The sequence below is a fragment of the Proteiniphilum sp. UBA5384 genome (assembly GCF_002410825.1).
GTDB lineage: Bacteria > Bacteroidota > Bacteroidia > Bacteroidales > Dysgonomonadaceae > Proteiniphilum.
The window spans coordinates 1-24,324 of sequence record NZ_DHOS01000061.1 but is presented as its reverse complement, the minus strand read 5'-3'; the positions used below and the strand labels follow the sequence as shown (position 1 = coordinate 24,324).

Sequence of the window (24,324 nt, the reverse complement as noted above, 5' to 3'; positions counted from 1 at the left end):
TTACAGCCCGGGGTGGGAGGTTCGTGTACTCAAGAAATCATGGTTTAGCGACGGGTTTGGTTTTATTTCAGACTATTTGGCGGAATTATTACACGAGCTGCGGAAACAGGATTTTTCTACGTTGATGAATCAATATGTGAAATTTGACAACTCTCTTTCAGAACGTGATCTCAACGCGATTCGTAAAACATTTTCAGGTATGATGAAACTCATTTATCCCGATAAGAATTTCAAAAAGGAAGAAGCATTGGAGTTAATTGATTTTGCAGTGGAAAGGCGAAAACGGGTAAAAGATCAACTGTATATCATTGACGAGACCTTCCGGGCCGAACCTGCTCTTTTCAGTTATACTGTCATTCCCGATGGGGAGGTCGTGTCCGTTGAAACGCTTGAACGGCTCGCCAGCCCGGGATTATTTCAACCTGTTAATCCTGAAGCTGAAGATGACGCCGATATTGATATTGAAGATAAAAATACGGAAACTGTACAGGAGGGAAATACAAAGCGGCCAAGAATCCAACCCTCACCTCAGGTTAAAAATATTACGGTTCGCGAAAATCAATCCGGGATCTCATACCAGTTGTTATTTGGGGATTATGTCAAAGGCGCTACGCAAATATCCATCGAAGATGCATACATCCGATTACCATATCAAATCAAGAATTTGATTGAATTTTTGAGTTTGATCGCGCAGCTGAAAGATATTGACGCCGATGTGAAAGTGAATCTTGTGACTTGGAACACAGATGAGTATATTCCGGATTCAATAGATGCTTTTGATGAAATAAAGGAATCGGTTGCGGAGATTGGTATTGACTTCAACTACGAATTCAAAAATATACACGACCGTAAGATCTCCACCGATACTGGCTGGGATATCTTGCTGGGTAGGGGTTTGGATATTTTCGAGCCTCGCAAAGGCTACTCCATTGAGGAGTTCTTGCAGGAACACCGCAAGTGCAAAGCTTTTTCAATTACCTATGTCAGAAACAACAGATAATCATTTTCATCATCTATAATCTGCTTTTAGGCTGTATTGTAAACTTCTGTCGCCAGACTCATGTCAAGAGGCCATCTCTTTGTTTATTATGAGACGGCCCCTCGGACTACAAGATTTTATACCTCATAACCAATTACTACCGGGCCAATTTTGAAGTCCTGTATCCGGCTTCTGCCGGCATCTTTCTTTCTAAATTTGGTTCATTTTGGTAATTTCCAGCGCCCTATGCAATTTGTCGGGAAACCATTACTCATCGGACATCTTGGTAAGGTATTGAGCTACTTTTATCTTCTTTCGTTTCATTTATTCCTGCTTTACATTCTATCTAATTTGAAAGAAGACCTTATCCCCGCATGAGATACTACTTAAAACAATTTATGTACGACTCAAACATATAGAGTTTGTACCGCTGAGCTCCAGTGATCTCTTTGATGATCTGTAATCGTTCCAAGTCAGCAAGTAGGTTATATACTGTTTGTGACGACTTGCCGGTCATTTTAACCAACTCTTTCGCCGAAACGATTGGTTTCTTGTACATGTGAGCGACCACAAGCCGTGCATCTGTACTTCGTTTTCCCAGTGTAACCATTTGATTTTCGATGGTTTCTTTCATTTGAATAATCGAATCCAACGTTTGTACTCCTTTCTTGGAGGTCTCGATCACTCCCGTAAGGAAATATTTCAGCCACTGGTTGATGTCTCCATGACTCCTGACCCGCATCAGATTGTCGTAATATAGGCTCCGATGGCGTTCAAAAAAATCCGACAAGTAGAGGATTGGTCGCTTCAGCACATCCTTCGAGACAAGATATAGGGTGATCAGAAGTCGGCCTGTCCTGCCGTTACCATCCAGGAAGGGGTGTATGGTCTCGAACTGATAATGGATCAAAGCTATTTTGATCAGGTCAGGCAGATGATCCTCCTCATTGTTCGCAAACTTCTCCAGATCCGACATTAACGCATCTACCTCATAGTGAACCGGTGGGATGAAGACGGCATCATGTAGTGTTGCTCCCCCGATCCAATTCTGACTTTTGCGGAACTCGCCCGGCTGTTTTTGATCGCCCCTGACACCCCGAAGCAGTACTTTGTGGGCTTGCTTGATCAACCTTGTGGAGAATGGCAGTGCATGAAGCATTTCAACGGCTTCTTTCATGGCCGTGATATAGTTCTGTACCTCCTCCCAGTCATCTCTCTTCTCGACGCTGATCTCAGATTTTGACAGAAAGGCTTCTTCAACTTTTGTCTGTGTTCCCTCAATTTTTGAGGATTGTGTAGCCTCCTTGGCAATGTGCATCTGGGTGAACAGGTCTATGTCCACATACTCGGAGTACATGTCCAAACGTCCTAGGAATCTGTCTGCCTTGCTCAGTAGACTGATCACTTCCATGTCGTCGATGACCCAGTGACGGTTCAACAGGGTTGGCTGAAAGCTCTTGTACCCTCCCTGGCTGATGAATGTGCCAGATTGAAACTTTTTCATACTGTTATTCCATTATATTTGGAACAAAGATATATCTAATTCTAAAAAATGCAATTATCTTAGAGTTAAAACCATTGTTATTCTAAAAAATCATGGAATGTTAGAATTAAATGCTTTTAAAGCTAACAATTTCTGCCTTTTTTATAATTCCCTATAGGTCTCCCCAAATTATTAGAGTTGGAAAACAATATCCAAAGGATGATAGAACTGATCCTACTGATTTTCTGAAACGTGCTCGACAACATCAATCTGATTTCAGATTGAATTATCTTGAATTACCTTATGACTCCTATGGTAATTATCTCACAAAATGTGATGGCGAGAAAGGGAAAAACTTCTATGATGGATTTGGGGTATTTGATGCTGTTAGGGCATATCGAAAGTATAATAAAGCTCTTTATTCTAATATGTTGAGAAGTGAACATATTCCTTTTAATATTTTCATCCCGTTGGATAAAGACAAAAATTTTTGCAGGAAAGTTTTCGAGGAAATTTTACAAGCAAATCTCGAATCTATTGATGCTGTAAAGATTGAATATGCACCAAAGCCGAGAAAAAAGTATCTAAACGACGGTACTTCTTTTGATGCTTACATTGAATACACAAAGGTAGATGGATCTAAGCCACCCTTTGCTGATCGCTAAGGTTTCATTTATTCCTTCCATCCATCGATCTACATGCTCTCTTTCTCACGAAACTGTGTGGTTACCACCTCGTGGTCCTTTCAAACGGGTTGAGGAACAACATTAAACCCAAAAACTCAATCCCTCAACATCATGAACCGGCAACTATTCTTTCAGGATTCAACAGATCCTCTTCCGCGGAAAAATGAACAACCGGAACTCGCACTGGATCCCGAGATCTCGGCCCAGATTCTGGTGGAGGGAATGATCCTGGGTAAATCTTATTCCTGCTGTACACAAGGCGGATATTTACCGGCAAATAAGCAATAGGACAGATATCCCGATTTTTGCCGTTGAATATCAGTTCTGATTCCTGAAATCATTCGGTGTCAATCCTGTTTCATTCTTGAACATCCGGGTAAAATGCTGGGGGTATTTGAACCCCAGCTCATTAGCAATCTCGCTGATTGTTTTCTCCTTGTTGAATATATGGTTCTTTGCCAGGTTGATGATTTCAAATTGAATGTACTCTTTAGCCGATTTACCTGTCTCCTTTTTAATCAGGTCTCCAAAGTAATTTGCCGACAAGTGGAGTGCATCTGCAAAGTAGGCCACGGAAGGTAATCCTAATCTTTGTGGCTTATCTGATGAGAAATAGTCGTTCAGCTTCTCTTCAAATTTCTCAATTATTCCCTGATTGACATTTTCTCTTGTGATAAATTGCCTGTCGTAAAAACGGTTACAGTAATTTAGAAACAGTTCTATATTGGAAGCGATGAGTTTCTTACTGTGCTTATCCACACTCTGTTGCAATTCATATTCAATTTTTGCGAAACAATCCAGTACTATGTGTCTTTCACGTTCTGACAGGTGCAACGCTTCATTTGATTTGTAACTGAAGAAATTATAGTCGCTGATATTTTTTGCCAATTGAGTACCATGAAGCAGATCCGGATGAAATACCAGCGCATGCCCTTTGGGTTGATAAACTAAACCATCATTGTCCAGTTCCATCACTTGTCCTGGTGAAACGAAAACAAGTGTTCCTTCCTGGTAATCGTAATAGTTACGTCCATATTTGATGTCACCACAGTTTACATTTTTCAGGAATATACAATACAGACCATAATTGATCCGCACTTTCTTTTCTTTCCCCCATGTTCTGGGATTGGCTTTTGAAAAATCAATCACACTCACCAATGGATGTAGTGTCTCATGATTATTCAATTGGTTGTATGCATTAACTGTGTCAAATCTGTAAATTCCTTCCATAGCTTTCAATATATGTTGCCTGCAAAAATAGTGATAACTTCATTTAAATTGCTATCTTACAGGATTAATCAGTAAAAATGGTAGGTTAAACCGTAATCTGTATACAAATTTGTTGGACAGGATGTCAGATCTTTGTAAAATCAATTTTCCCCGATTGCTCAATGGAAAATGCTTTATACAAAATGAAAACAAGAAAATAGAGATTAAGGGATTTGAAGTGTCAGCTTAAATGATCTACCGATAACAAGTTGGTATAATCCGGCATTCAGTAACAAAATAACAGCGATATATGAAGACGAATTGGACAAAAGTAAATCAACTAAAAACAACACTTGTTGTATCTGCATTATTCCTGCTGCTTTTGGGTTTATCCTGTGCAAACAAAGATGAGAAACAAAACAGCGAAGCGATTCAAATAGAGGAACAGGGCAGTTTCACAGTCGGAGGAACCGTCATTGAGAATCAGGGCACCTTTGACCCCTATCACCAGACTCCGGAGGGGCAGACATTTCATGGTGATCATGCGTATGTGTTTTACCAGGTCCCGGCAGATGCACGCGAATATCCGCTGGTGATGTGGCACGGGTTGGGTCAGTTCTCCAAAACCTGGGAGACGACACCCGACGGGCGGGAAGGGTATCAGAATATCTTTTTGAGGAGGCGCTTTCCCGTGTATGTCATCGATCAGCCTCGAAGGGGAAATGCCGGCCGTAGCACCGTACCGGCGACAATTGATCCCGTCGCCGATGAACAGGGCTGGTTTGGCACTTTTCGTATTGGCATCTGGCCCGATTATTTTGAAGGGGTGCAGTTCTCAAGCGACTCCGCAGCACTCGAACAATATTTCCGTAGCATGACCCCAAATATCGGGACAATTGATATCAACGTCAACGTGGATGCGATTTCCGCACTTCTTGACAAGATTGGTGAGGCTGTTCTGGTGACACATTCCCATTCAGGAGGGATGGGCTGGCTCACCACAATCAAGAATCGAAACGTGAAAGGGATTGTTTGCTATGAACCGGGTTCCGGATTCGTGTTCCCTGAGGGTGAAGTACCTGAACCTCTCCCCAGTGCGGGCGGGTTGCTCGAAGCATTTGGCATTCCGATGGAGGATTTCAAGCAATTGACCAAAATCCCCATTGTGATTTATTACGGTGACAATATTCCCGAAGAGCCTAACCCAAATCCGGGACAGGACGGATGGAGGGTGCGCCTTGAGATGGCCCGACTGTGGCGGGTTACGGTCAACAAGTATGGCGGAGATGTAACGGTCGTTCATCTGCCTGAAATAGGCATCAAAGGCAATACCCATTTCCCGTTTTCAGACTTGAACAATGTGGAAGTTGCCGACCTGATGTCGGAGTGGTTAAAAAGCAAAGAATTAGACAAATAAAAATGAAAGAGATGAAATTAAAAAGAACGAGTAAAATAAATAGTATAATTGCTATGTTTATAACAACCAGCGTGTTTCTTATGGGACAACAAAAGATAGACAATCCTTTTGGTCTCGTTTATCAGGATGCAATTACAGAAAATTTGCCGGGAAAAGTAAATATTCATCCGGTCCACTATCTGTTGCAAGGCATCGAAATTTCAGCCAATGTATACACCCCTGCCAATTTCAACCCGGCGAAAAGTTATCCGGTGATCGTGGTGGCCCACCCCAACGGGGGAGTCAAGGAACAGGTAGCCGGGTTATATGCACAGCGTCTGGCGGAATCGGGTTACATCACCATTGCGGCCGACGCTTCGTATCAGGGTGCCAGTGGAGGAGAACCCCGCAATACGGACAAGCCCGCATTTCGGATTGAAGACATCCGGGGCATGGCTGATTATATCACACAATACGCCGGTGCAGATGCCCAACGACTGGGACTGCTCGGTCTTTGCGGCGGCGGCGGCTATTCTCTGGCGGCAGCGCAGACCGACAAGCGCTTTAAAGCGGTGGCAACACTGAGCATGTTCAATTCCGGAATGGTCAGACGTAACGGATTCAGGGATTCGCAACTGGAGACGATTCAGGAACGGTTGAAACAGGCTTCTGATGCTCGTGCCCAGGAAGCTGCCGGTGGAGAAGTGCGCTACATGGCTGATTCCGCAACAACCGATGAGATGGCTGATCAAATGCCTTTTGACCTCTATCGCGAAGGTCATTATTATTACCACCGCACCCATGCACACCCCAATTCTACCTTCCGGTATACCACCGCTAGCCTGATCGACCTGATGGCTTTCGATGCAAACGACCGCATGGCGCTGATCAACCAGCCCCTGTTGATGATGGCTGGCAGCAAGGCCGACACCTATTACATGACCGAAAGTGCATTCAAACTGGCTACAGGAACAGACAATAAAGAACTGTTCCTGATTGAAGGTGCAACCCATATACAGACTTATTATGTTCCTGAGTATGTGGAGAAGGCGGCCAGTAAGCTCGGAGAATTCTTTGATCGATATTTGTAAACACGATAAATTAATTCAATCACACATTATGAGATCAACATTAATCGGACTTTTATTAACTGTTGTCAGTGTACATTTTGCCGTTGCCCAAAACGGTGAAGCAGAGCATGAAATTATCAACCTTTCAAAAGCGAAATGGGAATGGATGGCCGGCAAAAATGTGGATGAATTGTCTAAACTCTTCCATGAAAAAGCCGTTTTTGTCCATATGGGTGGTTCATGGGGAACCGAACAGGAGTTGAACATCATTCAAAGTGGTGGAATCTGGTACAAGAATGCCGATATCCACGAGGTATCTGTCAATATCATTGACAATACGGCAATTCTTTTAAACAGGATTACTCTGCTCGCAGTGGTTGGAGGGAACGAAGTGACCAATCCCTTTGAAGTAACCGAAGTATATATTAAAGAAGGCAATGTCTGGAAGTTAGGTTCGCTAGCGTTTACAAGATTGATGACCCCGGGAGCACCAAAAGCCTCTGTGCCAACCCTGAAACTGAACAACGGAATGGAGATGCCACGGCTGGGTATAGGCACTTTTGCTATCTCATACGAAGCGGCCAAGGAGGCTTGTCTGGAGGCATTCAGAAATGGCTTTCGACATGTGGATTGCGCCACCGCCTATCGTGTAGAGGGTGCTGTGGGCGAAGCCATGAAGGAAAGCGGTATTCCGCGTGAGGAATTTTTTATTGCCAGCAAGTTATGGGTTTCCGACTATAAGGATGGTATAACATTGGAATCGATTGATAAAATTCTGGAACGCTTTCAGACCGATTATATCGACTTGCTTTATATCCATCAGCCTATTGGCGATTACATCGATGCCTGGAAGGAGATGGAAAAGGCCGTTGCATCAGGGAAGGTGCGTGCGTTGGGAATCAGTAATTTTGACGCCAGCAAAGAACGCTTCCATGCCATTGTCGATCACATGAAGATCAAACCTGTGGCGTTGCAGATCGAATGTCACCCCTATGCGCAGCGAAACGACATCCGTGAATGGGTAAAACCTTATGACATCATCATTGAGTGTTGGTACCCTCTGGGACATGGTGATGAGGGTCTTTTGTCAGATCCGGTGATCAAAAAAATTGCCGATGCGCATGATAAAAGTATTGCCCAGGTTATACTCCGATGGCATATACAGGAGGGTTTCTCCGTCATTCCTGGCGCAACCAATCCTGTTCATATCAAGGAAAACATCTCTATTTTCGACTTTACGCTAAGCGATGAAGAGATGACGACAATGCGTTCGCTGAACAAGGACAAACGCTTCTTCAATGTGACGCTGGAACAGCTTGACAGTTGGGCTAACAGATAAAATGATGGAAATTATGTTCAATAATTTCATGATAATTAGCATTGAATAGCAAGAAAATGAAAGAGATGAAGATTCGTACATTCACCGTTTTGATGATCGTTTTTTGTATGTTTGGAAATTTGAATGCCCAAGATTCAGCAGGCGAAAAGGATGTGTTGAGCCTGAAGCAAAAAAGCCTGATTCCGATTGCAGCATACACGGCAATCGGAGATTTGAATCAGTTAAAAACTTCACTGTACGAAGGACTGGATGCCGGATTAACGGTGAATGAGGTAAAAGAAGCGATGGTTCATCTCTATGCATATAGTGGATTTCCCCGCAGCATCAGGGGTTTACAAACACTCATGGAGGTGATCAAAGAGCGCGAAGCAAAGGGAATAACAGATGAAGTGGGTAAAGATGCTTCAATCATCATTGACGAGAGGAGCAAGTATGACCGTGGCAAGGAAATACTGGAAGACTTGACCGGAGTCCCACAATCTGATACACGGAGTGGTTATGCTGCTTTTGCCCCGGTAATTGAAATATTCCTGAAAGAACATTTGTTCGCCGATCTTTTCGAACGCGATGTACTGACATTTGCAGAGCGTGAATTGGTAACCATTTCCGTACTCAGTAGCATTGGCAGGGCTGAGCCTATGTTGCGTTCACATTTGAATATATGTTTGCATCTTGGATTCACGCCCGCCCAGTTAACTGAATTTATCGGAATCCTAAAAGAGAAAGTGGGTAAAAAAGAAGCACGGGAGGCTCAATCTGTTTTAAATGATTTGGTGTGCGATCGCGTGAAAGAAGACAAAGATGAGGATAATCCTCGAAACGAATCATGGTCGTCAAAAGGAAGCTTGACAAACAGTCCCAACTTTACCGGGACGGTATGGCTCAACATGCTGGGAACTACAGAAAGTGGACTGCATGCCAGTGTAGGAAATGTCACCTTCGCTCCGGGAGCAAGAACACACTGGCACTCACACCCGGGTGGCCAGCTCCTGTTTGTCACAGAAGGAAAAGGAGTTTATAAAGCCAAAGGTCTGCCAGCCCGATTCTTGCAGAAAGGCGATTATGTCGAAATACCTGCTGATATTGTACATTGGCATGGTGCAACACCTGATAGTGAGTTCTCTCACATTGCCGTGAGCCTGAATACCGATTTGGGCGGGGCTGTATGGTCAGGTCCCGTTACTGATGATGAATACGATCAGAAATAGAACAATATTTCATATATATCATTGATCGTCCTTGCTTCAATGTTAATTGTCAAACAGTCAATTAACCATATGGAAATCTCATTCTATTGTCGAACATGACATTTTGAAAAATTTCAGGCTTACATATTGATTTTAAATGGTTTTATCGAACTTGTGAACTGTATGGATTGAGGGATGGTTTGATATTTATTTATCACCCCCGTTGCCGTGCATCCTACCCCTGTCGTTTGGTAGTCGAAATTGAATGTCACACCATCCGATTTGATCAATTGATAGGTCTGTTTGGCTTTTGACAGATTTTCGGTGCTGTAATGATAGCAATTGAAATTGAAGGGTTGAGTTGCCGAAAGTTCAATTCCGATTCCTCCGTCATTTGACAGTCGCACATAGCGGTTGTCGGTGCGCAAGCCACAATCCTGAGGTATTAAATAGGGTTCAAACATGGCATCAACGGTCGATTGATAAAGCCCTATCCGGTAGCCGGTTTTGCGGTCGGGATAATTCTCCTCTGGCCCGCGGCCAAACCATTCTACATGTTGCATTTGGTCATCGAAAACCCATTTCGTACCGATGCGCGGCAACGACATGGGCATTTTCCCATTCGGATTAATCGTGTGTTGTAAACTAATTTCGCCATCGGGCGAAATCGTATAAATCATCTCATTTTCGAAGCCTGCATTGCCTGCATTTCCAAAAAGAGCAATTTCACGAACAGTGACAATTATATTTTCAGCCTTCATTTCAAAGCTGAATGATTCAAGTGTTGACTTCATCTTATCCAGACCGATGGAATACCATGCAGTAGCAACCATCCTCCCGTAGCCCTCGGCTCTGGGAAATAAATTAACCGCAGGTACTGTCCAGTCGTCCAGTTCGTTTGCCACAGGGGCACGCCAAACATTGAGTTGCGCTCCCTGTTTCAGCAATTCTGTACCCATGTATTTCATGGAGTGCAATTGACCATCGGCTTTATGAAAGGTATAATCGAAATTTACTCCCGATACAATCAATTGTTGCTCATTATCTGTCACCTTTAAAGGGTTGGTCGGATGCTGTCCCAATTTTTTATCGGCAGGAACAATCCATGGCAATTCCAATTGATCCCAACACTTTTCAAAACCCTTCGGCGCCCATTGTGTAGCTTCTTTCAAATGAAAACTAACTGTTGCCAGATAGGTTGCACCGGCTTTTAGCTCAGGCTTTGGTATGGAAAGCACGTAGATTTTCTTTGCTTCCGGCTCCACATCCACCTCCAATTTTCCGGAAGCTATTGATACTCCGTTTTCTTCCAGATTCCAGCGTGCTTCAAAGGCACTCGTATGGGTAAAAAAGTGCCGGTTCTGCACTTCAATTTCCATTTTTTCGGCATTGCTCCACTTTACAGAAATGGGTTGAGCCGACTTTTTTATTTGCCACATTTCAGGTTGTGGAACCCGGTCGGGCCAAATAGTTCCATAGGTACGTGCGTCAATGCCATAGCTAAAAAACGAGCCTTCGTTTTGCTCCTGTTCAAAATCGAGCCACAAAGCTGCACGTTGCTTCAATTCCGGTAATGCTGCGAATAAATCATTGATTTCAACCGCTTTGGGGAAAATGCTAACCTGGTCGATTATGGCATCACACAAATAAAGGGACATATGCTGACCGTGTGTCTCGGCATTCTTACCCACATTAAGCGGAAAAGGGAAATTGGTAATGTTCCCGGTGACCGGTTTTTCAGCCACCTTTTTGTTATCGATAAATAGGGTTATCGATTTTCCGTCATAAATACCGGCCACATGATGCCAGTTTTGTGTCCAATCTTCGGGTAAAGCAGCACGGACATGGTTCTTTCTCGAAGTGTAGATATAGAAATCGAGAGAATCGGCACCAATTTGCTGCAACCCAAATTGATTGTTTCCTTTAGTGAGCAGTGTTCCACCCATTTTCATTAAATCGCGTGGAAATATCCAAAGCGAAGCCGTTAATTCTTTGCCGGAAATTTCTGTGTTTTTATCCTGGTACACTTCCACCCATTGGTCGTGACCATTCAGATCAATTCCTTTTCCATCGTGTCCGGCAACCAGCTTGGCGCGTCCCATGAGGTGCGTTGCTACCTTGTTTGGTGAAGAGTCTGTCAATTTACGAACCGGCTCGCGTAAGCCCGGACTCACGAAATCCCAGATAGCTCCGCCCATGATGCGTGGATACTGGTAAATCACATCCCAGTATTCGTCCAGTCCGCCCCCGGCATTTCCGGCCACTGAAAGGTATTCATCCATAAAAGAGGGTCGCGGATCAACACTTTCAGGAACCATCCCCACCTGATTCTTGAGGTCAAAAGGTGATGGGTAACGTGGACCGATAATCTCTTCGCAGCGATGCGAAAAAGCATTCCCTCCATACATCCAGTATCGCGTACTGTCATATTTCCGTCCTTCATCAATCACGGCACAGATATTATTTCCTTCGCCACTTTCGTTGCCGGCGCTCCAAAACAAAATGGATGGATGATTGCGGTCGCGTAACACCATTTTGCGAACCCGCTCGCGATACATGGGTTCCCAGTCCGGATTATCACTAAGATATTCTGTGGCATGTGCTTCAACCCCTGCTTCGTCAATCATATAGAATCCATATTCGTCGGCCAGTTCCAAATAGCGCCTTACAGGTGGATAGTGTGATATGCGTACACTATTTATATTGAACTGTTTGAACAGTTCAAAATCTTTCCGGATGGTCGCTTCATCCATGGTATGCCCTAAATCGGGGTGTTGCATGTGCGTATTGATACCGTTCAGTTTGATCGCTTTTCCGTTCAGAAAAAAAACCTGATGGCGGATTTCGGTCTCTTTAAAACCAATACGACCGGCAATTACTTCTTCGGTTTTTCCTTCGCTGTTGATTAATTCCAGCGTCAACCGATAGAGATTGGGTGTTTCAGCAGTCCACTTTTCAGGATTTAATACTTCTGATGAAATACTTATATTTTGCTTATTATCAGCAGTAATATGAACGGCATCAGAAGTAAAATTCTGAACCAACACATTGTCTGAATTAAACAGGGAAGCTCGAACCTTGTAGTTCTGTATATCGGTTTTCGATTGGTTATTTACCGTAATCTGTAAATTCAGATTTGCGTTCTCATAGTTTTCGTCCAGGTCGGTAGTGGCATACCAGTCGAAGATATGTACATCCGATTTGGCGTATAGCCAAACATCGTCGAAAATACCAGCCAGGCGCCAATAGTCCTGACTTTCGAGATACACACCATCCGAATACTTCATGACGTTGACGGCAATGCTGTTTTTTCCTGGTTTCAGAAATCTGGTAACATCATATTCGGCAGGCTCCTGCGCCCCTTCATTGTAGCCCACTTCCTGTCCGTTGATCCAGACGAACGATGCCGAAGCGGTTTTCTCCATGCGCAAAAAAATGCGTTTGCTTTTCCAATTTGGGGGTAAGGTAAATGTTTTGCGATACGAACCAGTAGGGTTGTATTCGCGGGGAACATAAGGAGGATTGGCGCGAAAAGGATGTGCTACATTTCGGAACAAGGGATCGCCAAAACTCTGCATTTCCCAGTTGGAGGGAACTGTAATTTCAGGCCATTTCTGATCATTAAAGTTTGTTGTAAAAAAATTATTGGGTGTACCTTCCGGCGTATTGGCAAAATGGAATTTCCACTTTCCATTCAACGAAAGCACATTTTCTGACTTCGATTGCTGAGGATTTAATGCTTCCTCAACCGCCTTATAAGGAATACAAACCGTGTGACCTTCAGTCTGGTTGGCTTCAAATACTGCTGTATTTTCGATGAAAGAATAGACATTCGCAAATTTCGATTGCTGTGCTGAGATTATAAAACATGTTAGAGAGATAAACAGAGTTATATATAAACCAATTATTTTTTTCATTACGATTACTGTTTTTCTTGATAGAAGACTATATGGATGCTTAAACTTGATTTTATGAATCATTTCGATGCGATTCATTACAAATTTATCCCAGGTATCTGATGTTGAAAATGTGCAAAGTCATCATTGAAATTTGGAATAACGCTATAAATAGTTTTTTTTATACATTCGCTTATACGAATGTATCGTTGATTCGAATAACGTGAATACAGAGGGTTCAAACGATGCTGACAAATCTGTTTTATTTTTCGATAATTTTTCTCATTGCATCAACCAACGCAGCCCAATTTTCGTCGGAATGTTCTGCCAGTTCTTCGTTATAATTACTTTGGGAAATTGTTAATTCAGTGTTTTCTCCATCTGATTTTACTTCGTAAGAAACCCATAAATAATTTTCTGGCAAATCTTCCTTACCACTCCAGCTACTCAAAAAGGAATAAGAAAGTTTTTTGTTGTGTTCGTATTCAAGAACTTCGCCTTTATCTATGTATTTCTTATCATCCCATTCGCCTTGAAAAACAATTGGTTTCCCTACTTCCCAATCAGTTACTAATTCTGTCCCGAAAAAGTATTGTTCTACGATTGCAGGATTTGTCAATGCCTCCCAAACTTTTTCAAGTGGAGCATTTATTGTCGTCTTGTATTGAGTCTTAAAATCTGTTGTCATACTCGTTATTTTTATAGTTGAACTTTTGTGACTTCCGCTACTTTAATAAAAGTGTTGACTATCTTGTGATGATTTATCAACAAATTATACCGGTTATTAGTTCTGTTTAACGTAGAAGTTTGTCATTAGAATTTGGAGTGGGATCACCAAAGAGGAGCCAAGCCTTTTTCCGTTTGAAATATAGAACCGAGTCATCTAAGTAACATCAATCTTCCGGAGCTTTGTCCGCCTCACGCAACAGATCCTGCACATCCAGCGCCTTCGTGAACATATTGAGCGTACCGTCAGCTTCCAACGGCCACAGAGCTTTGGGCCTGTCCCAGTAAAGCTCTACACCATTCCCATCGGGGTCGTTCATGTAAATTGCTTCGGATACGCCATGATCACTTGCGCCCGTTACCGGGTACCCTGACTCGAGCAGTCGCTTCAGGATCAACGCAAGATCCCTTCGGGTGGGGTAGGCTATGGCAGTGTGATAGAGTCCCACACTATCGACAGGAGCGTTGGGCAATCCTTCGCTGTGCCATGTGTTCAGTCCGATATGATGATGATAGCCGCCCGCAGAGAGGAACGCAGCCTGCTTGCCGTACATCATGGTGACCTCGAATCCCAGCAGATCGTGATAAAATGAAAGTGCACGTTCCAGGTCGGACACCTTGAGGTGAATATGTCCGATGCGAACCTGCGACGGAATAGCATAATTATTCATAGGATATATTTTAGGAGTAATGGATTGATTCTCTCACATCATAACTCAGCCCCGATTTATTTGTTCAACATCTTGCTTAAAAATGTCAAATTTAATCATTCAATCCTGTTTTTTATTCGTTTACCCGTTATTTATTTTTTTAATTGATTGGAGTCGGATTGGTATTGCCATTTTGTTGGAAACAGACAAAAAATTGGTGCCACAATATTCTGATAATTTACTTTATGCTAAAATTACTCTCGAATTATGGCCATATATTCAAAAAAAATTGTTCTTTTGTAAGAAATATGTTTCAATATTGCTATTATGTCGATCCGCGATTTATCGGTACTGGTGCAACGCGCCAAAGAAGGAAGAAGATGCACCGTGGTGGTGGCCGCCGCGGAAGACGAGGATGTGCTGGTGTCATTGCATAATGCCATGATGCAAGGGTTTATAACCCCCCTGCTGATAGGTGATAGCGACAGGATAGCTGCAACCGCGTGTAAAGCGGGTATCACTACGGAAGGGATGGAATTGCTGGACAACCGTGAAGGAGCGGCATCCGCAGCACGTATGGCCGTGGCAATTGTGAAAGAGAGGAGTGCGGACATCCTCATGAAAGGCCATGTTTCTACAAGCGATTTGCTAAGGGCCATCCTCGACAGGGAAGCAGGGTTGCGTACGGAGCAGATGTTAAGTCACGTGGCTTTCTTTGTGTCGCCCTATTATCACAAACTTTTCTGCGTGACGGACGTGGCCATGAATATTGCACCCGGTCTGGAGGAGAAGGTGCAAATTATACAGAACGCCGTCAAAGCCTGTCACCTCATAGGTGTCAAACATCCAAAGGTCGCCGTGGTTGCCGCGGTAGAGAAGGTAAACCCCAAAATGGAGGCAACGCTGCATGCAGCCCGTTTGAAAGAGATGAATCAGGAGGGTTCCATCAAAGGATGTATCGTGGACGGTCCCTTCGCGATAGATATTGCCGTAAGCAGGGAGGCAGCCAGGAACAAGGGAATAGAGAGTGAAGTGGCAGGCGACTGCGACATCATTCTGGCACCCGATATTGAAGCGGGAAATATGTTTTACAAAGCGCTTAACTTTTTGGGCGGAGCTGTGTCTGCCGCCGTAGTGATGGGTGCTTCCGTGCCGGTAGTACTGACTTCTCGTTCGGATGATGAACGAAGCAAGTTGTACGCCATCGCCCTGGCCGCCTGTCTGAAATCATCATCAAATAACTAATCAATTAACAATATATGGCAACAAATACACGCATTCTGGTCATCAACCCCGGATCTACATCCACCAAGATCGCAATTTATCAACAAGAGAAGGTGATCTTTCTGAAAACCATCAAGCATACTCCCGAAGTATTGCGTAAGTTTGATAAGATCACCGATCAGTATGCATACCGGAAGGAGATCATCTATCAGGAGCTTCAGGGTGCCGATGTGCCTGTTGATTCCATCGACGCGGTGATTGGCAGAGGAGGTCTGGTGAAGCCGATTGCATCGGGTGTGTACCGGGTGAATGAAGCAATGCGAAACGATCTGCTGGCATGCAAACGGGGCGAGCATGCGAGCAACCTGGGAGCGCTTATTGCGTATGATATTGCACAGCTGCTCCCATCGGCAGACGCATTCATTGCCGACCCGGTAGTGGTAGATGAGCTACAACCGTTGGCACGTTTGTCGGGCCATCCGCTTTTTGAAAGAAGATCGATTTTTCATGCTTTGAATCAGAAAGCAATTGCACGTTCACATGCAAAATCGATCATGAAAAAGTATGAGGATCTTGATCTGATCGTGGTCCATCTGGGAGGGGGTATCACCGTGGGGGCCCATCAGCATGGAAAAGTGATCGACGTTAATCAGGGTCTTGATGGCGATGGACCCTTTTCACCGGAACGTTCGGGATCACTGCCCGTGGGTCAACTACTGAAAGTGGCCTACAGCGGCATTTACAGCTACGAGAAAATGTCTGAAATGATTGTAGGCAAAGGAGGAATGATGGCCTACCTGGGCACCAACGATGCTTACATAGCGCAAAAGGAAGCGAGAAACGGTGACGAAAAATACCTGAAAGTGATGGAAGGAATGGCTTATCAGGTGGCCAAAGAGATTGGCGCCATGTCCACCGTGCTGAAAGGTTCGGTCGATGGTATACTGATCACTGGAGGAATTGCCAATAGCAAATGGTTCTGTAATCTGATCATCGAGCGGGTCTATCGCATTGCACCTGTATATGTCTATCCGGGGCAGGACGAAATGGGTGCCCTGGCCGATAATGCGCTGCTGGCCATCAACGGTGAGATCGAGATCAAAGAGTATCAATAAAATCTTTTCGGACAGGTAAAGCCATCATGCATTTTTTTAATCCCTGGCACGATCTCGCCCTTGCAAACTTTGGGGCCAACTACACACCGCCGGCTTCTGCCATGCAGATGGCTGATGATCTGGCGCTGCTGCCTCTGTGGTACGGCAAAGGCGATGCGGTGATTGCCGACGGGGAGGCCCAGCAGTTGTTCTTGCATGACCTGAAAGTGATGCTCCCACTGACAGCTGAATTGATTTCCTATAGTGAGATTGCATTGCGGACAGGTGAACCGGTCATCCCCTGGGGCTGGGATCCGAGGTTGAGGAAGATGATGCTTGTTCTGGGTGCAGAGGAGCACCTGCTACCTTCTATGGCTGAGCTTGAACAGTTGAGGTGCTATGCAAGCCGGGAGCATGCAGTACGGATACTGCGGGAGTTGCAAGAAGATGAATCATACTTCTGCGGTGAATCGATATATTTTACGCGAATAGAGAACCTTCAGGCTTATTTGGCGACGACACCCGGGAATAAGGTATTGAAGATGCCGCTCTCGGGAAGTGGCAAAGGATTGATATGGATATTGGGAGAGATAACGGATAAACAGACTGACTGGTGCCGAAGGGTGTTGCGGGAGCAGGGCGGCATAGTAGCAGAGCCGATCTTAAACAAAGTACAGGACTTCGCGATGGAGTTCTTTTTGCAGGATGGAAAGGCCCATTTTGCCGGCTACTCGCTCTTCAGTTCCGCTGCCTCTGGTGCCTACACCGGCAATCAACTGCTGGCTGATCATCGTATTGAAGAAATACTTTCTGATTTTATTTCATCTGTACTGCTTCACCAGTTGCGTAAGAGGCTGGCGGTAAAGCTGACAGTTTCTTTTCCGTCTTACACCGGGTACGCAGGTGTGGATATGATGATCTGCCGCACAGATGAGGGCTATCGGGTCCAGCCTTGTGTGGAGATCAATATGAGAATGAACATGGGGATGGTGGCTCGTTCTATCCATGATCAGTTTATGGCGACTGATGGGCAGGGCCGATTCGTGGTGGATTATTTTAAAAAGAGCCACGATGCTGTGTTGTTCCAACAGAAAATGCAACGAGAGTCACCGCTCTCAGTAGCCGACGGAAAAATTCTTTCCGGCTTCCTGTCGTTGACTCCCGTTACTGCGGATACTCGTTATATGGCCTATCTGGAGGTCTAATTTGAGTGTCAGGTTTTCAACTCATTTCCTCATCGCTTCCGCAAAGTAGCGATAGAACAATGGGATGGTTCTAATGCCATTATAGAACTGTTCCAACGGGAAGTTCTCGTTGGGTGAGTGGATCGCGTCGGAGCCCAGCCCGAAGCCCATAAGGACCGATTTGATACCGAGGATCTCCTCAAAGGTGGCAATGATGGGGATGCTGCCACCGGAGCGGACCGGCACCGGCTCCTTGCCATAGACGTCCCGATATGCTTTTTCGGCGGCCTTATAGGCCGGGAGATCAATCGGACAGACATACGATGGACCGCCATGCAGGTATTCGGTCTTCACCTTTACCGCTTTGGGTGCGATCGACTCAAAGTATTTCACAAAGAGTTTGGCAATCTTGTCATGATCCTGGTTGGGTACCAGGCGGGTGCTGATTTTTGCATAGGCTTTGGAGGGAAGCACCGTCTTGGCTCCTTCACCGGTGTAGCCACCCCATATACCACATACATCGAATGTGGGGCGGATGCCGGTGCGCTCATTGGTGCTGTATCCTTTCTCTCCCGCAACCTCCTTCACTTCGAGTGCTTTTTTGTACTCCTTCAGTGAGAAGGGAGCTTTGCCCATCATGGCACGCTCTTTTTTCGATACGTCAATGACATCATCGTAAAAACCGGGAATCAGAATGCGCCCATCGTCGTCGGTTGTCTGGGCAATCATCTTTGCCAACACATTGATGGGGTTGGCCACGGCACCGCCAAAGAGTCCCGAGTGTAGATCCACACTGGGACCGGTCACCTCCACCTGCCAGTAGGCGAGGCCGCGCAGTCCGGTGGTGATGGATGGTACGTCACGGGCAATCATAGATGTATCTGAAACCAGGATCACATCGGCCTGCAACATCTTCTTATGCTTCTTGCAAAACTTGGGCAGGTTGGGTGATCCCACCTCCTCTTCCCCTTCAATCAGGAACTTCACATTGCATGGCAACGTACCCGATTGCACGAGGTATTCGAATGCCTTGGCATGCATGAACGACTGACCTTTATCGTCATCCGCACCACGTGCCCATATTTTACCGTCTTTTACTACCGGTTCAAAGGGCTTTGTTTTCCAGCGGTCAATCGGATCCACCGGCATCACATCCATGTGGGCATAGACCAGTACAGTAGGTGCTTTCGGGTCGATGGTTTTCTCACCGTAGGTCACCGGGTTGCCGTCTGTCTCCATCACCTCTGCCTTATCGGCACCGGCTGCAAGTAGAAGTTCTTTCCACTTTTCAGCGGCACGATACATATCAGGCTTGTGCTCAGGCAGTGATGATACGGAGGGGATACGGATCAGTTCGAAAAGTTCATCAAGGAAACGCTTTTCGTGGGTTTTTACATACTTGTCGATTTCTTTCATATGGGTTAAGCTTATGATGATATTTGGTTTTGTTTGGTTATCACAAATATAAGAAAACTGTTTCTCTTTACCTTTTCATTTGGCATTATGGGACGATTGGCATTCATTGAACACCGCTGGCATTCATCTTCAGGGTGTAGACCGATGTGCGGGCAGTAACAAAAAGAGTATCACGGTTTTTGCCGGCGAAACAGATGTTGGAGGGGCTTTCCGGAAAATCGATCTCGCGGATCAACTCCCCTTCGGGTGAGTAGACCCACACCTTACCCATGGTCAGGTAGATGTTCCCCCGGTTGTCGATGGTCATCCCGTCCGAGCCGTGCGGCGCAAAGAATGTTTTGCCGGTCAGTGAGCCATCGTTCAGGATCTCATACCGCCATATTTTCCGGTCTTCGATATCGGCCACGTAAAGTGTTTTGCCATCCGGGGTGCCGATGATGCCGTTGGGTTGCTTATAATCGTCTATCACGCGTTTAACCTCTCCTTCTGGCGTGAGGAGATAAACTCCCCGCACCTCCTGCCCCTCGTGCTGGCCTTCCGGCCAGTAGGGACGGTGGTAGTAGGCATCGGTGAAATAGATATTCCCGTTGGGTGCTATCCATAGATCGTTGGGGCCATTGAGGTGCTTTCCTTCAAAAGCCTCAATGAGCACCTTCCGCTTATCGCGGTTCTCAAAGAGGATGATCCGGTTCTGCGCATCGGCACAGGCAACCAGTTTGTCGTCGTTGTTGAAGTATAGGCCGTTAGACCTTTCAGTGCCCTCCAGCCAGAGGGTGATGCCCTCCTGCTCATCCCAGTAGTGGATACGGTCGTTGGGCTGATCGGTGAAGTAGACGTTGCCATCTTTGGCAACAGCGGGACCTTCGGTAAAACGATATCCTGTTCCCGCTTTTTGTGGAACGGCACCCTCGGCAACAATGTCGCTTTCCTGGGCGGCTAGTGCTCCTGCGAGAAGGATGCATGCGATGGTAATGGGTAATTTCATTCTCGGTTTTTATATTTTATTCAACTGTTTATTTTTTCTGTGTACGTTGGTTGTCTATACGTTGACTTCCCGGGTGTTGATTTTCTGCACGTTGATAGTCAGGGAGTTGTAATCTTGTTATGTACAACCAGTTATCTACGGCCGCTGGTACCCTTCGCGGTAGGGTCTGGCCAGTAGTGCGGCTGCCGTCTCATTGCCGTTGATGGTCTGTCGCTCTCCATCCCACTGCACCCTATTGCCGGTCTCGTAGGCGATCATTGACAGCTGCACCGTGGCAGTGGAACGGAAGGCATCGTCGATGGTGCAGCTGATCAGCTCCCTGTTGCCGGTTCTCACCGCGTGGATGAACTCAGCCACATGCTCCTCCTGCATGCGGGGAGAGGGGATCTCCATGATTTCGGGTTGGCTATCACGACCGGTAGTCTTCAATACCAGCCGGTTGTCGGCAGCGTAGAGGGTGCCTTTATCACCGTGGAAGAAGATGCCATTGTTGTACTGCGGATCGATCTCACCCGTGCCCCAGAGGCGGTGGTGCCATATCAGTGGCACCTTGTCAAAGAGCATGGTCGCTGTGAGTGTGTCGGGGGTGTTGGTCTTCCCCTGCAGGGTATAAATGCCTCCCTGGGCTTCAATGGTCGTGGGCATATCGTAACCCATGATGGTGCGCGTGATATCGATATTATGGATGCCCCAGTCCACCAGGTGGCCGTTGCCATAGGCTTTCTCGAAGCGCCACGACATATGTCCTTTGGAGGGACTGTATGGCAGCAGCGGTGCCGGTCCGCACCAGGCATCCCAGTCGAGCGATGCCGGTGGGTCCTGCAGGGTGGTATCGGCAATGGTAGGGTTGTAGTGTATCTGTGCTTCTATCTGATGCACCTTTCCGATCTTTCCCTCAACGATCAGCTCCTTGGCCCTGATGAACGCCTTGTTCTGGCGCCGCTGAAAGCCTATCTGCACGATGTTGCCTGCCTCACGGGCCGCCTCCACCATCGCCTTTCCCTCTTCGATATCGTAGGCCAGCGGCTTCTCGCAATAGACCGGCAACCCTTTCCGGCAGGAGGCGATGAACTGCAGCGCATGCCAGTGTGTCACTGAACCGATGAGCACTGCTTCGAGGCCACTGATCTCCAGCAGCTCCCTATAATCACTGAACCCCCGCGGGCGGCTGCCCTGCAATGATGCCAGTTCGTTCAGGCTGTTTGTCAGGTGTGTACTATCCACATCGGCTACGGCGATCACTTCGACACCGCCGACCTCCAGCGCTGCTTTCGCGATCACCATACCGTACCAGCCGCTGCCAATCAATCCAATTCTTAGTTTATTGTTTTGGGCAAAAAGAGGCGTATGGAATCCGGAGGCAACAGCAGCTGTGGCAAGGGAGGAACTCTTGATAAATGTTCTTCGATTCATGATGAGGGGAATTTATGACTGACTATTTTATTTTATATCAACATAGCAGACAGATAAAATGTTTAGTATCAAAAAAACTTGTATTTTTGCTTATGAATCAATTTTACATGGATAAACGGTCCGAAAGAATCATTCTCAACGGCTGTAACCCATAAAAACAGCAATAATGAGAAAAGCACTATTCATTGCACTGTTCCTTGCCCTGTTATCGGCATGCAGTATCAACCAGAAAGAGAACTCAGATATGCAGACAGCATCCTTAATCCCCGAAGACCGTATCACTGAGGTGATCGCTCAGCTCAAAGATTCACTGGGTGAGGTTTCCTCCTTCCGCATCGAACGGGGTGTGCAGCAGGTGGCGGCACTCTGGCGAGAGACGGACGGCACGGAGGATGCGTTCGCCGATTTTTGCCGGACCTCTTTTGTGGCCGACACGACGCAGCTCTCTTCACTCTTTGCCGCACTGGAGCGCAACTTCGAGGTGCTGGGCGGCTATTTCAACAAGATGGATCTGAAGCTGAAGGAGCCACTGCAGCTGGAGGGACCCGATATCACCCCGGTGGATATGCTCTTTGGCAGCTACGATGCCTCGGCGCATCTGACCGACGATCTCTATGCAAATAAGATTGCCTTCCTCACGGCACTCAACTTCCCGTTCTACTCCCTGGAGGAGAAAACAGCCGCAGGTGATGTGTGGAGCCGGAAAGAGTGGGCCTATGCCCGCATGGGCGACCGTTTTATCTCGCGTGTACCGGCAGCGGTGCAGCAGCATATCTCGGTGACGACCACCGAAGCCGATGCCTATATCTCCGATTACAACGTCTGTATGGACAGGCTGCGGAATGATGCTGGTGAGCAGCTCTTTCCCGACAGTATGAAGCTGATCACCCACTGGGGGCTGCGCGATGAGCTGAAGTCGAACTACGCCGACAGGGAGCGGGGACTGGAGAAGCAGCGGATGATCTACCGGGTGATGCAGCGCATCATCGACCAGAGCATTCCCCTGGAGGTAATCAACAGTGACAGATGTCAATGGAACCCGGAATCGAATGATATTTTCGAGGGAGAGAATAAGGTGGCAGGTACTCCGGAAGATACCAGGAGGTACGAGGTGTTCCTACGTAACTTCCATGCTCGGCGTCAGCTCGATGCTTATTCACCCCATTATCCCACGGAGCTTGACCGGGCGTTCGCCGGCACCATGGAGATCACCCAAAAAGATGTGGAAGAACTGTTCAAGAGGCTGATCTCCTCCCCACAGGTGAAGGAGGTGGCATTGTTCATCGCCTCGAGGTTAGGACGTGAGCTGGAACCGTTCGATATCTGGTACAATGGCTTTAAGGTGGGTGAGGGCATCCCCGAAGCGGAGCTGACAGCCCTTACTGCCAGGAAATATCCTAATGCGGAAGCATTGAAAAATGATCTTCCCCGTATCCTGGTGAAGCTGGGGTGGCCTGCTGACAAGGCCGCAGCCATCTGCTCGCTGGTTACGGTCGATGCATCACGCGGCGCAGGCCATGCCTGGGGCGCGGCCATGCGCAACGATGAGGCACATCTCCGCACCCGCATCGGTGAGGGGGGGATGGATTACAAGGGGTACAACATCGCCGTGCATGAGTTCGGACATAATGTGGAGCAGACCATCACCCTGAACGATGTGGATTTCTACTCGCTCAATGGCGTGCCCAACACCTCGTTCACCGAGGCGGTGGCTTTCCTTTTTCAGAAGCGCGACCTGGAGCTGCTGGGGTTGAAGAATCCCAATGTGGAGGATGCCTGGTATGAAGCGCTCGATGTCTTCTGGTCCTCTTACGAGATCATGGGTGTCTCGCTGGTCGATATCCAGGTGTGGGAGTGGCTCTATGCCCATCCCGATGCCACGGCGGCGCAACTGAAGGAGGCGGTGATCACCATTGCCAAAGAGGTGTGGAACAGTTATTATGCCGGGATGCTGGGAGGCAGCGATGAAACGCTGCTGGGCATCTACTCGCATATGATCGATTACCCGCTCTACCTGCCCAACTACCCGATGGGTCACCTGATCAACTTCCAGATCGAACAGCAGGTGCGGGGCAAGAACCTGGCGGAGGAGATGAACCGGATGTACCTGCAGGGGAGCATCATCCCCCAGCTATGGATGAGGAAGGCGGTCGGCTCTCCCATCTCCATCGACCCGTTGCTTGCCGCAACCAATGAAGCTCTTGAGGCGCTGCAGAGATAATAGAGGATAAAACGTTATATAATGCCTGTCCAAACCGCTGATGTGTGCTGGACATGTTGGAAATATGTTTATTCATAATGCGTTGTGAACTTTACAGATATTTTGCTTTACATTTTGGAGAAATAGTGTAATTTTGTAGCCCGAACAGGAAAGATGCCGGAGTGGT

At 46.5% G+C, this 24,324-nt stretch carries 19 protein-coding genes; 11 read left to right on the top strand and 8 right to left on the bottom strand.

Features of this window, described 5'->3' with window-relative positions; all coding sequences use genetic code 11:
- The coding region (locus B4G81_RS11335; protein ID WP_294082585.1) for an MIT C-terminal domain-containing protein at window positions 1–1,000 on the top strand (1,000 nt) is incomplete at its 5' end.
- Between the two features lie 361 nt (window positions 1,001–1,361).
- Here the strand turns inward: B4G81_RS11335 and B4G81_RS11330 are convergent.
- On the bottom strand, window positions 1,362–2,483 hold the full coding sequence (locus B4G81_RS11330) for a Fic family protein (protein WP_294082583.1): 1,122 nt from the start codon (window positions 2,481–2,483) through the stop codon (window positions 1,362–1,364).
- A gap of 110 nt (window positions 2,484–2,593) precedes the next feature.
- Between B4G81_RS11330 and B4G81_RS11325 the strand changes: the two genes are divergently transcribed.
- Both B4G81_RS11325 and B4G81_RS11320 read left to right on the top strand, forming a co-directional pair.
- Window positions 2,594–3,127 carry a PGN_0703 family putative restriction endonuclease gene (locus B4G81_RS11325; RefSeq protein ID WP_294082581.1) on the top strand — a complete coding sequence of 178 codons (534 nt, stop codon included), beginning with the start codon at window positions 2,594–2,596 and terminating at the stop codon, window positions 3,125–3,127.
- 132 nt (window positions 3,128–3,259) lie between these two features.
- On the top strand, window positions 3,260–3,436 hold the full coding sequence (locus tag B4G81_RS11320; protein ID WP_294082579.1) for a hypothetical protein: 177 nt from the start codon (window positions 3,260–3,262) through the stop codon (window positions 3,434–3,436).
- A gap of 30 nt (window positions 3,437–3,466) precedes the next feature.
- Here the strand turns inward: B4G81_RS11320 and B4G81_RS11315 are convergent, their stop codons facing one another.
- A complete protein-coding gene (locus B4G81_RS11315) occupies window positions 3,467–4,378 on the bottom strand; it encodes a helix-turn-helix domain-containing protein (protein WP_294082577.1) in 912 nt (303 codons plus the stop codon).
- 289 nt (window positions 4,379–4,667) lie between these two features.
- On the opposite strand from B4G81_RS11315, the gene B4G81_RS11310 reads away from it, so the two are divergent.
- The 4 genes from B4G81_RS11310 (at window position 4,668) to B4G81_RS11295 (ending at window position 9,370) form a co-directional block, all read left to right on the top strand.
- The gene (locus tag B4G81_RS11310; protein ID WP_294082575.1) at window positions 4,668–5,774 is read left to right on the top strand and encodes an alpha/beta hydrolase; all 1,107 of its coding nucleotides are present in this window, start codon (window positions 4,668–4,670) and stop codon (window positions 5,772–5,774) included.
- Between the two features lie 11 nt (window positions 5,775–5,785).
- The gene (locus B4G81_RS11305) at window positions 5,786–6,844 is read left to right on the top strand and encodes an alpha/beta hydrolase (RefSeq protein WP_294082571.1); all 1,059 of its coding nucleotides are present in this window, start codon (window positions 5,786–5,788) and stop codon (window positions 6,842–6,844) included.
- 28 nt (window positions 6,845–6,872) lie between these two features.
- Complete coding sequence (locus tag B4G81_RS11300; RefSeq protein WP_294082569.1) at window positions 6,873–8,162, top strand: aldo/keto reductase; 1,290 nt, start codon at window positions 6,873–6,875, stop codon at window positions 8,160–8,162.
- A 65-nt stretch (window positions 8,163–8,227) separates the two neighbouring features.
- The gene (locus B4G81_RS11295) at window positions 8,228–9,370 is read left to right on the top strand and encodes a carboxymuconolactone decarboxylase family protein (RefSeq protein WP_294082567.1); all 1,143 of its coding nucleotides are present in this window, start codon (window positions 8,228–8,230) and stop codon (window positions 9,368–9,370) included.
- A 119-nt stretch (window positions 9,371–9,489) separates the two neighbouring features.
- On the opposite strand, the gene B4G81_RS11290 is transcribed toward B4G81_RS11295, so the two are convergent.
- The 3 genes from B4G81_RS11290 to B4G81_RS11280 all read right to left on the bottom strand — a co-directional run bounded on the left by B4G81_RS11290 (window position 9,490) and on the right by B4G81_RS11280 (window position 14,642).
- A complete protein-coding gene (locus tag B4G81_RS11290) occupies window positions 9,490–13,266 on the bottom strand; it encodes a glycoside hydrolase family 2 TIM barrel-domain containing protein (RefSeq protein WP_294082565.1) in 3,777 nt (1,258 codons plus the stop codon).
- A gap of 241 nt (window positions 13,267–13,507) precedes the next feature.
- Window positions 13,508–13,933 carry an SRPBCC domain-containing protein gene (locus tag B4G81_RS11285; RefSeq protein WP_294082563.1) on the bottom strand — a complete coding sequence of 142 codons (426 nt, stop codon included), beginning with the start codon at window positions 13,931–13,933 and terminating at the stop codon, window positions 13,508–13,510.
- A gap of 205 nt (window positions 13,934–14,138) precedes the next feature.
- On the bottom strand, window positions 14,139–14,642 hold the full coding sequence (locus B4G81_RS11280; RefSeq protein WP_294082561.1) for a VOC family protein: 504 nt from the start codon (window positions 14,640–14,642) through the stop codon (window positions 14,139–14,141).
- Window positions 14,643–14,948: 306 nt separating this feature from the next.
- On the opposite strand from B4G81_RS11280, the gene B4G81_RS11275 reads away from it, so the two are divergent.
- The 3 genes from B4G81_RS11275 to B4G81_RS11265 are packed head-to-tail and all read left to right on the top strand — an operon-like array spanning window position 14,949 to window position 18,144.
- On the top strand, window positions 14,949–15,866 hold the full coding sequence (locus B4G81_RS11275) for a bifunctional enoyl-CoA hydratase/phosphate acetyltransferase (RefSeq protein ID WP_294082559.1): 918 nt from the start codon (window positions 14,949–14,951) through the stop codon (window positions 15,864–15,866).
- Window positions 15,867–15,880: 14 nt separating this feature from the next.
- Entirely contained in the window at window positions 15,881–16,960 is a 1,080-nt protein-coding gene (gene buk, locus B4G81_RS11270; protein WP_294082557.1) for a butyrate kinase, read from the top strand.
- 26 nt (window positions 16,961–16,986) lie between these two features.
- Window positions 16,987–18,144 carry a hypothetical protein gene (locus B4G81_RS11265; protein WP_294082555.1) on the top strand — a complete coding sequence of 386 codons (1,158 nt, stop codon included), beginning with the start codon at window positions 16,987–16,989 and terminating at the stop codon, window positions 18,142–18,144.
- A 21-nt stretch (window positions 18,145–18,165) separates the two neighbouring features.
- On the opposite strand, the gene B4G81_RS11260 is transcribed toward B4G81_RS11265, so the two are convergent.
- From B4G81_RS11260 to B4G81_RS11250, 3 genes are all read right to left on the bottom strand, one after another.
- Entirely contained in the window at window positions 18,166–19,539 is a 1,374-nt protein-coding gene (locus B4G81_RS11260; protein WP_294082553.1) for a dipeptidase, read from the bottom strand.
- A 103-nt stretch (window positions 19,540–19,642) separates the two neighbouring features.
- On the bottom strand, window positions 19,643–20,524 hold the full coding sequence (locus tag B4G81_RS11255) for an SMP-30/gluconolactonase/LRE family protein (RefSeq protein ID WP_294082551.1): 882 nt from the start codon (window positions 20,522–20,524) through the stop codon (window positions 19,643–19,645).
- 135 nt (window positions 20,525–20,659) lie between these two features.
- Window positions 20,660–21,937, bottom strand: a complete 1,278-nt coding sequence (locus B4G81_RS11250) for a Gfo/Idh/MocA family protein (protein WP_294082549.1) — start codon at window positions 21,935–21,937, stop codon at window positions 20,660–20,662.
- A 166-nt stretch (window positions 21,938–22,103) separates the two neighbouring features.
- Between B4G81_RS11250 and B4G81_RS11245 the strand changes: the two genes are divergently transcribed.
- Entirely contained in the window at window positions 22,104–24,158 is a 2,055-nt protein-coding gene (locus B4G81_RS11245; protein WP_294082547.1) for a hypothetical protein, read from the top strand.
- Window positions 24,159–24,324 lie beyond the last annotated feature (166 nt).

What these genes read in the sequence shown, in the direction of transcription:
- B4G81_RS11330 (WP_294082583.1), bottom strand. Translation starts at nt 2,483, where the DNA reads ATGAAAAAGTTTCAATCTGGCACATTCATCAGCCAGGGAGGGTACAAG.
- B4G81_RS11325 (WP_294082581.1), top strand. Translation starts at nt 2,594, where the DNA reads ATGCTTTTAAAGCTAACAATTTCTGCCTTTTTTATAATTCCCTATAGG.
- B4G81_RS11320 (WP_294082579.1), top strand. Translation starts at nt 3,260, where the DNA reads ATGAACCGGCAACTATTCTTTCAGGATTCAACAGATCCTCTTCCGCGG.
- B4G81_RS11315 (WP_294082577.1), bottom strand. Translation starts at nt 4,378, where the DNA reads ATGGAAGGAATTTACAGATTTGACACAGTTAATGCATACAACCAATTG.
- B4G81_RS11310 (WP_294082575.1), top strand. Translation starts at nt 4,668, where the DNA reads ATGAAGACGAATTGGACAAAAGTAAATCAACTAAAAACAACACTTGTT.
- B4G81_RS11305 (WP_294082571.1), top strand. Translation starts at nt 5,786, where the DNA reads ATGAAATTAAAAAGAACGAGTAAAATAAATAGTATAATTGCTATGTTT.
- B4G81_RS11300 (WP_294082569.1), top strand. Translation starts at nt 6,873, where the DNA reads ATGAGATCAACATTAATCGGACTTTTATTAACTGTTGTCAGTGTACAT.
- B4G81_RS11295 (WP_294082567.1), top strand. Translation starts at nt 8,228, where the DNA reads ATGAAGATTCGTACATTCACCGTTTTGATGATCGTTTTTTGTATGTTT.
- B4G81_RS11290 (WP_294082565.1), bottom strand. Translation starts at nt 13,266, where the DNA reads ATGAAAAAAATAATTGGTTTATATATAACTCTGTTTATCTCTCTAACA.
- B4G81_RS11285 (WP_294082563.1), bottom strand. Translation starts at nt 13,933, where the DNA reads ATGACAACAGATTTTAAGACTCAATACAAGACGACAATAAATGCTCCA.
- B4G81_RS11280 (WP_294082561.1), bottom strand. Translation starts at nt 14,642, where the DNA reads ATGAATAATTATGCTATTCCGTCGCAGGTTCGCATCGGACATATTCAC.
- B4G81_RS11275 (WP_294082559.1), top strand. Translation starts at nt 14,949, where the DNA reads ATGTCGATCCGCGATTTATCGGTACTGGTGCAACGCGCCAAAGAAGGA.
- buk (WP_294082557.1), top strand. Translation starts at nt 15,881, where the DNA reads ATGGCAACAAATACACGCATTCTGGTCATCAACCCCGGATCTACATCC.
- B4G81_RS11265 (WP_294082555.1), top strand. Translation starts at nt 16,987, where the DNA reads ATGCATTTTTTTAATCCCTGGCACGATCTCGCCCTTGCAAACTTTGGG.
- B4G81_RS11260 (WP_294082553.1), bottom strand. Translation starts at nt 19,539, where the DNA reads ATGAAAGAAATCGACAAGTATGTAAAAACCCACGAAAAGCGTTTCCTT.
- B4G81_RS11255 (WP_294082551.1), bottom strand. Translation starts at nt 20,524, where the DNA reads ATGAAATTACCCATTACCATCGCATGCATCCTTCTCGCAGGAGCACTA.
- B4G81_RS11250 (WP_294082549.1), bottom strand. Translation starts at nt 21,937, where the DNA reads ATGAATCGAAGAACATTTATCAAGAGTTCCTCCCTTGCCACAGCTGCT.
- B4G81_RS11245 (WP_294082547.1), top strand. Translation starts at nt 22,104, where the DNA reads ATGAGAAAAGCACTATTCATTGCACTGTTCCTTGCCCTGTTATCGGCA.